The sequence below is a fragment of the Prosthecobacter sp. genome (assembly GCF_014879935.1).
Classification (GTDB): Bacteria; Verrucomicrobiota; Verrucomicrobiia; order Verrucomicrobiales; family Verrucomicrobiaceae; genus Prosthecobacter.
On record NZ_JACSRD010000159.1, the window covers coordinates 1 to 12,885 of the forward strand.

Here is a 12,885-nt window from a genome sequence, read left to right on the forward strand (position 1 = left end):
GGAGCTTTTCGCAGGCCCGAGGACGCTCGAAAGCGCCGGAGGGCCGGCGCACTCCAGGACGCTGCCGCGGCGGCGAAGCATGGTGAAACTTGGAACCTGCAACGTGAAACGACGCGGCAGGCTCAAGGACCGCACACCCGCAGGCCGGCAAATCGACAGCCGGGAACCTGCGCGGCGAGTCAGCGCCAACGGCGCGGCATTCCTCAGCCCACGGGCGAAGCCCTGGGTTTCAAACCACGACCGCGATTCCGTGTTCGGTGCAGCCCTGACGGGGCGAGACTCGACTCAGGATGATCTCTGCGAATGGAGCGTAACGTTGGAATCCCATTCAAAGGGATGTTCCATGACCCCGCGAAAGGTGGACAAAGTTTTTTCTTCAGGATCGCGGGGGGGGCGGCTCATTCAATTGAGCAATTCCAGCTCATTGCCCACGTTCTCATTCCATGCGCCCAACCCTGCTCAGTCTTCTCGTCCTCGTCTCTTTTCACACCTCTACTGCCCAGGAGCCGAAATGGTTCAAGGGCAACACGCACACGCATTCGCTGTGGAGCGACGGGAATGATTTCCCGGAGATGATCACCGACTGGTACAAGAAGAAGGGCTACGACTTCCTGGCGATCTCCGACCACAACGTGCTTCAGGCCAAGGAGGTGTGGATGGGCGTGCCTGCGGTCGAAAAGCGACGCAAGGCGCTGGGAAAAACGACGATGGACAAGTATCGCGCCCGGTTTGGTGATGAGTGGGTCACCACACGGGAGAAGGATGGCGTGACGGAGGTGCGGTTGAAAAAACTGGAGGAGTACCGTCCGCTGCTGGAGGAGAAGGACAAGTTTCTCATCGTTCAGGCAGAGGAAATCAGCGCCGGTCTGGGCAAAGCGCCCGTCCACATGAACGCGGTGAACCTGCGGGAGGAGATCAAGCCCATCAAGGATCTCAGCAGCATCCAGGAGGTGCTGCGGGCCAACCTCAAGATGGTGAATGAGCAGTCGCAGCGTCTTGGCGTGCCGATGTTCACGCACATCAACCATCCGAACTTCCGCTGGGCTTTCACCGCCGAGGACATGGCCGCGGTGCTGGAGGAAAACTTCTGGGAGATCTACAACGGCCACCCCGGAATCAATTGGCTGGGCGATGAGACACGCGTGGGGCACGAAAAGCTGTGGGACATCGCGAACACGCTGCGCATCGCGCAGTTCAAGGCGCCGCCGCTGTATGGCGTCGGCACCGATGACTCGCATCATTACCACGGTGAGGAGAGCAGCCCGGGACGGGGCTGGGTCATGGTGCGTGCTGCGAAACTCGACCCGGATGAAATCGTGAAAGCGATGAAAGCGGGTGATTTCTACGCCTCCTCAGGTGTCACGCTGGATGACGTGAGCTTTGCCAATGGCGAGCTGCGCATTCGCATTCATGCCGAACCCGGCGTGAAATACACCACCGAGATCCGAGGCACGCTTCAGGGCTACGACACCGCCACCAAGGAAGTCGCCACGCCTCCTGGAGACACGTATCCGACCCGGAAGCTGTATTCGGACGACGTCGGGCGCACGTTGGCGACGCTGGAAGGCACGGAGATCACCTGGAAGCCGTCCGGCAAGGAACTGTACTTCCGCGCATCGATCGTCTCGTCCAAACCGCATCCCAACCCGTCCTTCAAGGACCAGATCGAGATGGCGTGGACGCAGCCGATGGGCTGGAAGAAGTAGGCTTGTTGCGGCGCAACAAGAGTCTGACCAGTTGCGGCGCAACTGGACCACTTTATCGCATGCGCAGGCCCTGCATGCGGGCGTGCATGGCCTCGAACATGGGGGCCATCTCGAGTTTGGCGCTGAGCGGGGCGTTCTTGAAGAAGAAGCCCATGTCCTGGGTGAAGTTCTTTTCAAAGGAGCCGGCATCCTGGTCGATGAGGAGCTGCATCTCCGGGTTCTGGGCGGTGCGCTTCTTCAAATCACGATGAATGCCGCCGATGATGCGACGACGGTCATCGGGAGGCAGCTTTTCGATGCCTTTCATCGCTCCTTTGAAGTGTTCCTCGACGACGCGGCCGATGTATTCGCCCTTTTCCTCGTCGGTGAGGGATTTCATGAAGCGGTCGATCGTCTCCTGGCCGTCCTCGCGCATGGTGCTGCGCTGGGAGTAGTCGAGTTTGACCACGTTGGTGATCACCTTGTCGAGATGCTGCTGGCGTTGCTCATGACCGAGGTTTTCATCTTCAAACCACGGGGCCTCGTTCATGAGAGCCAGTGTTTTTTCCGGTGTGAAGACCGAATCCTCCGTCACCCACATGACGGCAGCCACCGCACCCCAGACGAGGACGAGAAAGGCGGCAATCTGAAGCCAGAAGCGCTGGAGATTCATGGAAGGCTAGCGTTTGCCAAAGCGACGGCCCAACAACGACAGAAACTCTCCGGATTCCTCGACTTTGAGCGCCTTGGTGACGGCAAAGTAGGCGGCAGCCGATGCGCTGATCGTGATTCCGAGAAGAGCGCAGCGGGGCAGGAAACGCAGGCTGGCCCAGTCGGACATGGCGGTGAATTTGACTGCGAGGCAGATGGCGGACATGACCACGACAGCAACGCCGAGCCGGAGCAGCGATCGCACGAGGGAGCCGGTTTCCAGCCCCGAGGCGAACTTGCGCATGCAGAGATAAAGCGTGAGGAAGTTCAGCAACAATCCAAGAGCTGTGGCCCATGCCAGCGCGGTGTGATCCCAGTGCAGGAGGAAGACCGTGGTCGAGTTCAGAACGACGTTCAGCACGATGACGCCGATGCTGATGAGCATGGGGATGAAGCGACGGTTGATCGTGTAAAAGGCGGGCTGGAGCACCTTGATGGCGGAGTAGAAGATCAAACCGAACGCATAGGCCTGGAGTGGCGCGGCGGTGTTCGTCACGTCGTGCGCGGTGAATTTGCCGTGCTCGAAGATGACGGAGATGATCTCTTTGGCGAGCAGAGCCAGCCCGACCGCGCATGGCAGCGTGAGGAAGAGCACGAGGCGCAATCCCTTCGCCAAGGCGCCGCGAAACGCGGGCGTCATGCCCTCGGTGGCAAGACGCGACAGCATGGGCAGCGTCACCGTGGCAACGGCAACGCCGAAAAGCCCGAGCGGGAGCTGCTGGAGGCGTTGCGCGTTCGCCAGCCACGCCAAGGAGGATTCTTTGCCGGCGGTGTAGGAGGCAAAGATCGAGTTCAGCAGCACCGTGACCTGTGTGCCGCTGGCGGCGAGCATGGAGGGCCACATGAGGTGCAGCACCTCCTTCACGGCCGGGTCTTTGCAGCCGAAGTCAAAACGGAATCGAAAACCGACCCGGTGAAGCGAGGGCAGTTGAACGGCAAGTTGCAGCACACCTCCGATCAAAGTGCCGATGGCGAAGCCGGTGAGGCCTCGCTCGCTGACGTGTCCGTTGCGGAAGCCTGGATCGATGATCCAGGCGAGAATCACCCCGCCAACGATGCAGCCCAGGTTGAAGAACGCTGATGCAACCGCAGGAATGAAGAACACCTTCTTCGAGTTCAGCATGCCCATCACCAGCGCGGTGACGGACACGATGGCGATGAAGGGATACATGATCTGCGCGAGCCAGGTGCCGAGCACTTTGGCCGGCTCGTCGAGTCCCGGGGTGAGCAAACGGAAAATCCAGGGTGCCAGGAGCACTCCAGCCAGCGCGACGATGCTCATGAACCAGATGGAGAGCGAGATCATCTTGCGACCGAGCACCCAGGCGGCTTCGTCGCCCTCCGTTTTCATCTTTTTCGAGAACGTGGTGACGAAAGCCGTCGAGAGCGCCCCCTCGGCAAAAAGGTCGCGCAGCATGTTCGGGGTGCGAAACGCGGCGGTGAAAATGCCGGTGAACGCGGAGCCGAAGAAGCCGTTCAACAACTGATCACGCACTAGTCCGAGGACGCGGCTGCAGAGGATGGCGATGGAGACGATCCCGGTGGACCGGGCCGTGGTGCAAGCCTCCGGCTTGCTCTCTGTCGTCCGTTCTGATGTGATGCTCATGTTACTTTGATGCGGGATTCAACATGCGGCACATGCAGGCCAGCCTGGCGTGGATTGTCCACAATGTATTTGGCAAAATGCCAAAGGGAGTCTGGATCACGCACAATGTGATCATACGTCTCGTGCTGCCAGACATCGCCCTTCCTGCCAGTCTGCTTATTGATCTCGTGAGCGCTGAAAGACTTCCACGAGTGGAGGATCTTCCCCAGCGCAAATCCGGTACGCGGAGTCACGAGGGCGTGGACATGGTTGGGCATCACCACCCAGGCCGCCAGATCATAACGCTCACCATCGAAATGCCGCAGGGCGTCCGCGACGATCCTCGAGCAGAGTGGATCTTTGAGAAGGCAGGAACCATGACCCGCGTCCAGCCATTCCTGCACTTTCTTGGAAAACAGCTCGTGGTATTCGGATCGCAGCGTGGAAGGCCACGGCTCGGGGTTTTTGTTGAGCCATTCGGCACGGTCTCTTCTCAATGCCTCAAGTTTTTCCTGGGGCAGGGAGTCATTCAGCCGAAAAGTGATGAAATAGGTCCGCCCCTCCTGCTGCCAGTGTGGAAGGTTGCGTCGGGAGACGTCGATATCCGCACGTGGGTCGAAAAACGTGAAGTCGTCGAAGATGTTGAGGACGGCCTTTTTCAAGCGGAACGACTGTGGCGACAGCGGCAAAGACTGCAACCGGGACGGTTGCACTACAGGCGGACGCTGGCGCGCCGCAATTTGTCCATCATGGCGATGCCCATGCCGTGTTCATGCAACGGTTCCGCAATGATTTCGTCCACGCCGAGCTCGTCGAGACGGCGGAGGACGTGGAAAAAACGCACGGCAGCCTCGGGGAGCTTGCCGTTGCCGGGACTGAGCATCATGATTTCCTCCCAGTCGCAGAGATTGAGGTAGCCGTCCTTCTCCTCGCCCCGATAGCTGAGCAACGCATAACGTTTTCCATGCTCGGGAATGAAGTCAGAAGGGCGTGAGAGCAAACGCAGCGGCGTGCGCGGGGCGTAGTGGGAGGCAAGCTGGCCAGGGGAGTCTGCCGGACCGTCGATGACACTGCGAATGGCGACTTTGACTTTGCCGAAGGGCTTCAAATCGTCCGGTGTGAGCGGACCGGGGCGAACAATCGTGATCAGTGGCTTCGGAGAGCCGGGTTCGATGCGGATGATGGTCGATTCGAGGCCGAAGAGGCAGGCACCGGCATCGACGATGAGGTGAATGCGGCCGTCGAGTTCGGAAAGCACCGCGCTGGCCGAGGTGGGGCTGATGGAGCCAAAACGATTCGCGCTGGGTGCCGCGAGAGGCTTGTCGAGCGCGCTGATGACGCGTTTGAAGATCGGATTCGAGCTGACGCGCACGGCCACGGTGGGGAGTCCGGCGGTGACGATGTCGGGAACGACAGGTTTTTTCGGCAGCAGGATCGTCAGCGGGCCGGGCCAGAAGCGTTCGCTGAGCTGTTTGACCGTGTGCGCGATCTCCTGCGGAACATCGGCCACGAGGTCGAGCTGCTCCTTGCGAGGCAGGTGCACAATGAGCGGATCAAAGGTGGGGCGCTCTTTCGCCTCGAAGATTTTCGTCACCGCAGCCGGATCGAGCGCGTTGGCCGCGAGGCCATAGACCGTTTCCGTCGGCAGGGCGACAATTTCGCCTTCGCGCAGCAGACGCACGGCTTCATCGACCGCCTGATGCATCAGGTGTGGCTCGTCTGTGCGGAGGACGGCGGTGATGTGGCTCATGACAACGTGTTGTGGCTCTCAATCACCGCCCAGGCGTTGTGATTGTGGATGGATTCGAAGTTCTCGGCCTCGACGCGGAACCAGGTGATTCGGGCGTGCGCCTTGGTCTTCATGGCGACATTGCGCACGAGATCCTCGACAAAGACGGGGTTGTCGTAGGCGACCTCGGTGACGTGTTTTTCGTCGGGACGCTTGAGGATGCTGAAAAGCTCGCTGCTGGCACTGGATTCGACGAGTTCGATGAGGTCCTCGATCCAGACGGGCTCCGAGAAACGCACGGAGAGGGTGACATTGCCGCGCTGGTTGTGGGCGCCGCGGGCGCTGATGGCCTTTGAGCACGGGCAGAGGGTGGTGACGGGCACTTCGACGGTGAGGACGAAGTCGGTCTTGTCCTTGTCGGCATTGACCTCGAAGATGACACCGTAGTCGAGCAGTCCTTCAGCACCGGAGACGGGCGCCTTCTTCGAGCGAAAGTAGGGGAAGCGCATTTCGACGTGGGCCTTGTCCGCGTGGAGCTTTTTCATGAGCTCATGCGGCATGGCGACGATGTTCGAGACAGTCAGTTCGGTGCCGTGGGAGTGCAGGACCTCGACAAAGCGGCTCATGTGGGTGCCTTTGAAGTGGTGCGGCAGATCGACGGCCAGGGAAACGGTGGCGACGGTGTGCTGCACGGCCGCGTCGCGGTCGCGGATGCTCAAGGGGAAGCGCAGGCTGCGCACACCGACGCGGTCGATGGGCAGACGGCGTTCGTCACGTTCGCTTTGCGTGTCTTTGAGGGCAGGCATGCAGTTTTCAGGGAGACAAAAATCCCACTGCCGCAGGGTGCAACAGTGGGATCGGGTCAGGATTCAATGCCGGAGACTGATCAGGGCAGCAGATTGACGGCGCGGGCGCGCTTCACTTCGCGCACGACCTTGCGATGCAGCCAGGCGGGGAGACCGGTGACGCGGCGGGGGATGAGTTTGCCGGATTCCGTGGTGAAGCGGGTGAGCAATTCCGGATTGGTGTAAATGATCTTTTCCACCGGGATGTCCACACGGCGGCGCGGCATCTTGCGATTCGCGCGACGGAAGTTGGACATGCGTTCTTTGGTCTTCGGCTGCATAACGGTCTGTGTCGGGGTTTAGCGGATTTCGCGATGAAGGGTGCGCTTCTTCATGAAGTGATTGAACTTCACCTTCTCAAGACGGCCCGGGGTGCGGACGCTCTTCTTGTTGCGCGTGGTCACGTAGCGTGAGGTCGGCATTCCTGCTTCCTTCGCTTCGGTGCATTCGAGGATGATGATTTCTCGCGGCATAAATTTGGGGCGCGGAGGCTAGGTCACTCCTTGGAGAAGTCAAGCGATTCGCCGGAGTTGTTGTTATTGGAGGCTGGCGCCTCGTCCTCGTCCTTGTCGTCATCCGCAGCGTCGTCGGCGTTGTCGAGGCCAAAGAGGGAGTGGACGGGGCGGCTCCAGCGGCCGGACATCTGGCTACGCTCGATCTTTTCCTGATAGGTCACCGAATAGCGTGCGAAAGGCATGGCTTCGAGGCGCTCCTCAGGGATGCGTTCACCGGTGCCCTCGCAGAGGCCGTAGGTGCCGGTCTCGATGCGTTTGAGGGCCTCGTTGATCTCATAAAGGGCGTCCTGTTCCTTGCCGAGAAGGCTGAGGGCGAAGTCGCGGTCATACGCGTCGCTGCCGGCATCCGCCTGATGCATGCCGAAGGCGGCTGCGCTGCCGCCATCGTTGCGGATGGTTTCGCTGGCCACGCCTTCGATGGAGTTGAGATAGGCGTCGCGCAGTTCGACGAGGCGCTGCTTCTGCTTCTTGAGGAAGGGCGTCATCTTCACCGGACCCTTGGCGATCTCGATGGTGATGCCTTCATCCTCGTGCTTGGAACGGCTGCGAGGCGTGCCGGTGGTCGTGGCGCGGGCCTTGGTGGTGGCAGGTGCGGGAGCGGGCTTCGAGGGCTTGGCCGGGGCCGGAGCGGGCGCTGGTTTGGCCGCTTTCACTGGGGCGGCGGCTTTCTTGGCAGGTGCGGCAGGCTTGGGGGCGGGTTTGGCCACAGCCTTCTTGGCGGCTGCGGGGGCTTTCTTCGCGGGAACTTTTTTGGCAGGGGCGGGAGCTTTCTTGGGGGCTGCTTTCTTCACTGGTATAGGAGAGGGTTTCTTTTGCGCCGCCTTGGTGGCGGGCTTTGGGGAGACGGCTTTGCTCTGCGGCTTCGCTGCCTTGGGAGCAGGCTTTTTCGAGGCCGGTTTGCTCTTCGACTTCACCGCTTTGACGGGAGCATTCTTGGCGGGTTTGGCGGCAGGCTTTTTAGCTGCGGGCTTTTTGGATTTCGCAGGCATGGCTTTGACGGTATGGGGTTGTCGAATGAGCGTCTCGATCACCGCGTCCAGGGATGGGGCGGAAAAAGAGGCGCGGATTCTGCCTGTGGTTGCCAGTGCGTGCAACCACTATTCCGAGGCGTGTTCTGGCCGGTTGCCAGAGGCGCTGCCGGCACTACGCTGGCCCGCATGAGCGCCTCAAACTCCCCCACTTCCGTACTGTCCAGCCTGTGGCAGCAAATCCGAGCCGTGCTCGACCTGGTCCTGGACCTGTCCTTCAAACGCTTCGTGACTCCGCGTCTGGTGCGCATGCTGTATGTGCTGAGCCTGCTGGCGGCGGTCTTTTACGCCGCGTCGTGGATGTTCAGCGGCTTCAAATCGGGAACTTTGTCCGGCTTGTTCACCATCATCACGGCCCCGGTGGCGTTCCTGCTCTACCTCATCTTTGCCCGGGTGACCGTGGAGCTGATTCTGGCAGTGTTTCGCATTGCGGACAGGATCGCGCCGTTATCTGAGGAGGAGGCTGTCCGGACTGTGGCCAATCCGCCTGCCAATCCACCCGTTTGACCACCGCAGCGGGACTTTGTGAAACTTTTCACAAATTCGGGTTGCCGCTCCTGCTGCCTCCCGGATAATCGCCCCGCTGATGTTCTCTCCCTTGCTTGCCAACGTCGATCTCATTGCGCTCGCCGCCTCGGTGGGAAAGATCGTGTTCCTGACCTTCCTGGTGATCCTGCCACTGGTCTCGATCTCGGTTTACTTTGAACGCCGCATCTCCGCTGTCATCCAGGACCGTGTGGGTCCGAACCGTGTGGGCGTGCCACTGACTCTGTTCGGCTTCAAGAAAGACTGGCAGCCCTTCGGCATCGGCGGTCTGGCTCAGGCGGCGGCAGACGGCCTGAAATTCATCCTGAAGGAGGATTTCGTGCCTGCGCATGTGCGCAAATTCTACTACTGGCTGGCTCCCTGCCTCACGATGGTGCCGGCGCTGCTCACCTGCTGCGTCATCCCCTTCGGCAGTGAGCTGGACCTTTCCTTCCTCGGGCTGGCGGAGCCGATCAAACTGGTGATTGCTGACCTGAGCGTGGGTCCGCTATTCACCTTCGCCATCGCCTCGCTTGGCGTTTACGGCATCGTGCTGGCCGGCTGGGCCTCGAATTCCAAATATCCCTTCCTCGGCGGCGTGCGCTCCAGCGCCCAGATGATCTCGTATGAGATCTCGCTTGGTCTTTCAATCATTCCGGTGCTGATGATTTTCGGCGAACTGAACCTGACGAAGATGTCCGCCTTCCAGGATGCCAACGGCTGGCTGCTGCTGCCGATGTGGGGGGAGGGCTTGAGCCTTGCCCGCTGGGTGCTGCTGATCCCGATCGTCATTTCGTTCTGCATCTTCACCGTTTCCATGTTCGCTGAGACAAACCGTCTGCCTTTCGACCTCGCCGAGTGCGAAACGGAACTCGTGGCCGGCTACCACACCGAGTATAGCTCGATGAAATTCGCGCTGTTCTTCCTGGGTGAGTACGCCGCGATGATCATCGGTTCCGGCCTTGCGGTGACGCTGTTCCTGGGCGGCTGGAGCATCCCCTTCGCCCCGTATCTGGGCCTCGACTACCAGCCTGGGAACACGCCCTGGTGGCTGGGCTTGCTGCACATCGGCACGTTCTTCGCGAAGGTGTTCTGCTTCATCGTTTTCTTCATCGTCATCCGCTGGACGCTGCCGCGTTTCCGTTTCGACCAGCTCATGGCGCTCGGTTGGAAGGTGTTCTTCGAACTCGCCCTCGCGAACGTCTTCCTCACAGCCTTGCTGATGTGGTGGTTTCCGCTGAAGTGAGGCCCTGAGGGCCACTTTTCCTCAGGCAGCGGCTTCGTCCCGTCCAAACCAGCGCTGCACGGCCAGCGCTGCAAACGCACCGATGATGCCGCCGACGCTGTCCGCCAGCCAGTCGGCGATGTCGCCGCCGCTGCGGCCCGGCGTGTGCATCTGGTGCCATTCGTCCACTCCCCCGACGATCGCGCAAAACAGCACCGTCACCGCCACAGCGTCGAACGTGCGCTTCACCAGCCCGGCCAGGCGCAGGCCCAGGAGGAAGCAGGCGCCGCCGGCCGCGAAGTACGCAGTGTGCTCCAGCTTGTCCACGCCTTCAAAGGAAGCGGGCTGAGGCAGGGAGCTTTGCGATGAGAGCCACCACAGGACACCGGCCCACACGATCACGAGTATGCGCCAGAGCGCCGGAGCGAGAAGGAAACGCGGCAGTTGCATCATCCGCCGTGTATCGCTGATCGGGCAAACCGCAAGCGCGTAGCCGCAGCCTCCAAAGCGATAGACAACCATGCGCCTTCGCGTTACACCTCGCCCGTTTCCAACCTTCTCCACCATGAAATTACCTCTCACGCTCGCTGTTTTGCTCGCCGCTGTCTCATTCGCAGGCGCGGAAGAAAAAGAACTCTTCAACGGCAAGGATCTGAGCGGCTGGGATGGCAACGCGGAGCTGTGGAGCGTGCAGGACGGGGCGATCACCGGCAAAACGCCCGAAGATCCCGCGAATCCCGGGAAATCCATCCTCAAGCACAACACCTTCCTCGTCTGGCGTGACGGCACCGTGAAGGATTTCGAGCTGACGCTGAAGTACAAGATGATCGGCGGCAACTCCGGCATCCAATACCGCAGCAAGGAACTCGAAAAAGGCGCCCAGGGCCCGATCATCAGCGGCTACCAGGCCGATTTCGAGGCTGGCAAGACCTACAGCGGCATCCTTTATGAGGAGAAAGGCCGCGGCATCCTCGCCCTGCGTGGCCAGAAGGTCGTGATTCACGAAGGGGACAAGGAAACCACCGACAAGAAGGGCAACGTGAAGAAAGGCCCGAACATCGAAGTCACCGGCAGCGTGGGTGAATCGGACGCCATCCAGGCCTCGATCAAGAACGAAGACTGGAACGAATACAAGATCGTCGCCAAAGGCGGTCACTTGCAGCACTTCATCAACGGCGTGCAGACCGTCGATGTGACCGATGAGACCGCCGTGGGAGCCAAGGAAGGCCTCCTGGCCCTGCAAATCCATGTCGGCGGCCCGATGACGGTTCAGTTCAAGGACATCAAGCTCAACGAGCTCAAGTAAGACGCTGGCACCCTTCAAGCTGTCATGACCCGCCCGATTTTTTCCGCGATCCTCCTGCTCACCTGCGGCCTCGCCACCCAGGCAGCCGCCGACACCGAGTACCTCGTCGTCAGCGGCGGCCCGGCGGTGCGCCGGTTTGAAGATCTGCGCAAGCCGGGCGAGCAGCATGACCGCTGGTGGGGGAATTTCATCCGCACCGCCCGTGTGCGCATGCAGGAGATCCACCAGTCGGTGCCCGCAGGCACCCACATCACCTGGCTGGTCTATCGGGACGGCTACGTGCGTCGTGCCGCGGAGGAACATCAGCCGCTGATGCAGAACATCGAGTCCGTGCCCAAGGCCTACCCGTTCATCAACCTCGTTTGGTTTCGCAGCACCGACGAGCTCATCCGATACATCAACCACGGCCCGAAACGCGGCAGCATGAAGATCTCCGGCTTCGAGTACTTCGGCCACTCGAACAAATACAGCTTCATGTTCGATTACAGCTCCGACACCTACGCCACCTCCGGCGCCTGGCTGCACCAGAACGACCTGCGCAAGATCAGCGGCAGCGCGATCCTCAACAGCGCCTACTGCCAGAGCTGGGGCTGCCACACGGCGGAAAGCTTCAGCAAGGTGTGGAAAAGCGCCACCGGAGCCAAGATGGTCGGTGCCTTCGGCAAGACCGACTACTCCGACATGCACCTCCGGAACTGGCACGTGGGCCTTTCCAGCGGCTCACGCTGGTCGAGGTGATATGGTATCGAGTGTCTCCTTGAGCAGGGTTGGCTGGGCTCATCGCTGATTGCAGCCGGCCTGCTGCCAGTCACATCGGGCCGTCCTGGCACGACGCAGCCCGGGCTCAGGTCATCATCATCATTTTCGACCAGCCGGCAGGCCTGTGGCGCAAATGATGCGAGGACAATGCATACGAAGTTGTCTGCCTCGTTGTTTGACATTGGACGAGCTGTTTCCCATACTCGGTGCATGCCCGCCCGAACTGCCTCCACCCTGCTGCCGCAAATCGCGCGGCTGATGGTGGTCGGCGCGATCTGCCTCTCCCTCGGTTTGCAGTGGGCGCTGCTTCAAGGCATCGCCTGGACAGGGATGTTCATCTCCTTTGTGCGTGAAGGCGCGGTGATCGAAGCGGTGCAGAAGACTTTCGACGGCCAGCACGGTTGCCCGCTTTGTGCCAAGGTGAAGGAAGGCCGCGATTCGAGCCAGAACCAGCCGCAGCAGCAGTCGGGTGAGTCGGCCAAGAAGATCGACGCGGTGATCGTCGAGATCCCCTGCCTCACCGCTCCCCCAGCCCGGAAGTTTTCCTTCGCGATTCATCGCGAGAACCTTGTGCGTCGCAACGAGCTGCCTGAAACGCCGCCGCCGCGACGCCTGCAGGCCTGAGGCACGGAGGCATCGCCGTTCGTTCAGCGAGTTCATCTCTTCCTGCCCGGCTTTTTTCCACCGCAGCATCGTGCGGCAGAACATCTGCCCCGAAGTCACGCATGACTGCCGTGGTTCCCCTTTCTGGTGAACAGAGTGACACGGTGAAAGCCGTGTTTCCATCAGACGCCTCCGTCCGGCCGGTTTCCGGGCGGAGGCGACAAATCCCAGGTGCGCCTCCCTCTTGTTTTACAAGGACCGATGCCGTCGCCTGGTTGTGCAAACCCCTTTCTCGTTGGTTGAGGCACCCCGGACGCATCGTGCGTCCATGCGCCATTCCGGCCCGTCGATGCCGGTGCGTCCGTTGTG

15 protein-coding genes are annotated in these 12,885 nt (G+C 60.9%); 6 read left to right on the forward strand and 9 right to left on the reverse strand.

Translation table 11 applies throughout. The features are described 5' to 3' along the window. The first annotated feature begins 443 nt into the window (after positions 1–443). Positions 444–1,706: a hypothetical protein gene (locus IAE77_RS15025; RefSeq protein ID WP_294227841.1), complete on the forward strand. Its 1,263-nt coding sequence runs from the start codon at positions 444–446 to the stop codon at positions 1,704–1,706. Between the two features lie 52 nt (positions 1,707–1,758). Here IAE77_RS15025 and IAE77_RS15030 read toward each other — a convergent pair whose 3' ends face one another. The 8 genes from IAE77_RS15030 to IAE77_RS15065 form a co-directional block, all read right to left on the reverse strand. After that, complete coding sequence (locus tag IAE77_RS15030) at positions 1,759–2,358, reverse strand: hypothetical protein (protein ID WP_294227843.1); 600 nt, start codon at positions 2,356–2,358, stop codon at positions 1,759–1,761. 6 nt (positions 2,359–2,364) lie between these two features. Then, positions 2,365–4,002, reverse strand: coding sequence for a murein biosynthesis integral membrane protein MurJ (gene murJ, locus IAE77_RS15035; protein ID WP_294227845.1), 1,638 nt, complete (start codon positions 4,000–4,002; stop codon positions 2,365–2,367). Beyond that, the gene (locus tag IAE77_RS15040; RefSeq protein ID WP_294227847.1) at positions 3,999–4,643 is read right to left on the reverse strand and encodes a transposase; all 645 of its coding nucleotides are present in this window, start codon (positions 4,641–4,643) and stop codon (positions 3,999–4,001) included. The genes murJ and IAE77_RS15040 overlap by 4 nt, the downstream gene beginning before the upstream one ends. A 50-nt stretch (positions 4,644–4,693) precedes the next feature. Further along, positions 4,694–5,731 (reverse strand): L-threonylcarbamoyladenylate synthase, encoded by a 1,038-nt coding sequence (locus IAE77_RS15045; RefSeq protein ID WP_294227849.1) that lies wholly within the window; start codon positions 5,729–5,731, stop codon positions 4,694–4,696. Beyond that, complete coding sequence (gene folE2 / locus IAE77_RS15050; protein WP_294227850.1) at positions 5,728–6,516, reverse strand: GTP cyclohydrolase FolE2; 789 nt, start codon at positions 6,514–6,516, stop codon at positions 5,728–5,730. The genes IAE77_RS15045 and folE2 overlap by 4 nt, the downstream gene beginning before the upstream one ends. Before the next feature lie 80 nt (positions 6,517–6,596). Further along, positions 6,597–6,812 carry a 30S ribosomal protein S18 gene (rpsR, locus tag IAE77_RS15055; protein WP_294227851.1) on the reverse strand — a complete coding sequence of 72 codons (216 nt, stop codon included), beginning with the start codon at positions 6,810–6,812 and terminating at the stop codon, positions 6,597–6,599. A gap of 42 nt (positions 6,813–6,854) precedes the next feature. After that, the gene (gene rpmG / locus IAE77_RS15060) at positions 6,855–7,028 is read right to left on the reverse strand and encodes a 50S ribosomal protein L33 (RefSeq protein WP_294227853.1); all 174 of its coding nucleotides are present in this window, start codon (positions 7,026–7,028) and stop codon (positions 6,855–6,857) included. Positions 7,029–7,051: 23 nt separating this feature from the next. After that, positions 7,052–8,059: a TraR/DksA C4-type zinc finger protein gene (locus IAE77_RS15065; protein WP_294227855.1), complete on the reverse strand. Its 1,008-nt coding sequence runs from the start codon at positions 8,057–8,059 to the stop codon at positions 7,052–7,054. Positions 8,060–8,287: 228 nt separating this feature from the next. On the opposite strand from IAE77_RS15065, the gene IAE77_RS15070 reads away from it, so the two are divergent. Together IAE77_RS15070 and IAE77_RS15075 are read left to right on the forward strand one after the other, a co-directional pair. Then, a complete protein-coding gene (locus tag IAE77_RS15070; RefSeq protein WP_294227857.1) occupies positions 8,288–8,605 on the forward strand; it encodes a DUF4282 domain-containing protein in 318 nt (105 codons plus the stop codon). Between the two features lie 91 nt (positions 8,606–8,696). Then, the gene (locus IAE77_RS15075) at positions 8,697–9,869 is read left to right on the forward strand and encodes a complex I subunit 1 family protein (RefSeq protein ID WP_294227859.1); all 1,173 of its coding nucleotides are present in this window, start codon (positions 8,697–8,699) and stop codon (positions 9,867–9,869) included. Positions 9,870–9,890: 21 nt separating this feature from the next. On the opposite strand, the gene IAE77_RS15080 is transcribed toward IAE77_RS15075, so the two are convergent. After that, positions 9,891–10,370, reverse strand: coding sequence for a VanZ family protein (locus IAE77_RS15080; protein WP_294227860.1), 480 nt, complete (start codon positions 10,368–10,370; stop codon positions 9,891–9,893). A gap of 43 nt (positions 10,371–10,413) precedes the next feature. On the opposite strand from IAE77_RS15080, the gene IAE77_RS15085 reads away from it, so the two are divergent. From IAE77_RS15085 to IAE77_RS15095, 3 genes are all read left to right on the forward strand, one after another. After that, positions 10,414–11,154: a DUF1080 domain-containing protein gene (locus IAE77_RS15085; protein ID WP_294227865.1), complete on the forward strand. Its 741-nt coding sequence runs from the start codon at positions 10,414–10,416 to the stop codon at positions 11,152–11,154. Between the two features lie 24 nt (positions 11,155–11,178). Further along, positions 11,179–11,892: a hypothetical protein gene (locus tag IAE77_RS15090; protein WP_294227867.1), complete on the forward strand. Its 714-nt coding sequence runs from the start codon at positions 11,179–11,181 to the stop codon at positions 11,890–11,892. A gap of 231 nt (positions 11,893–12,123) precedes the next feature. Beyond that, a complete protein-coding gene (locus IAE77_RS15095) occupies positions 12,124–12,537 on the forward strand; it encodes a hypothetical protein (RefSeq protein ID WP_294227869.1) in 414 nt (137 codons plus the stop codon). Positions 12,538–12,885: the final 348 nt, after the last annotated feature.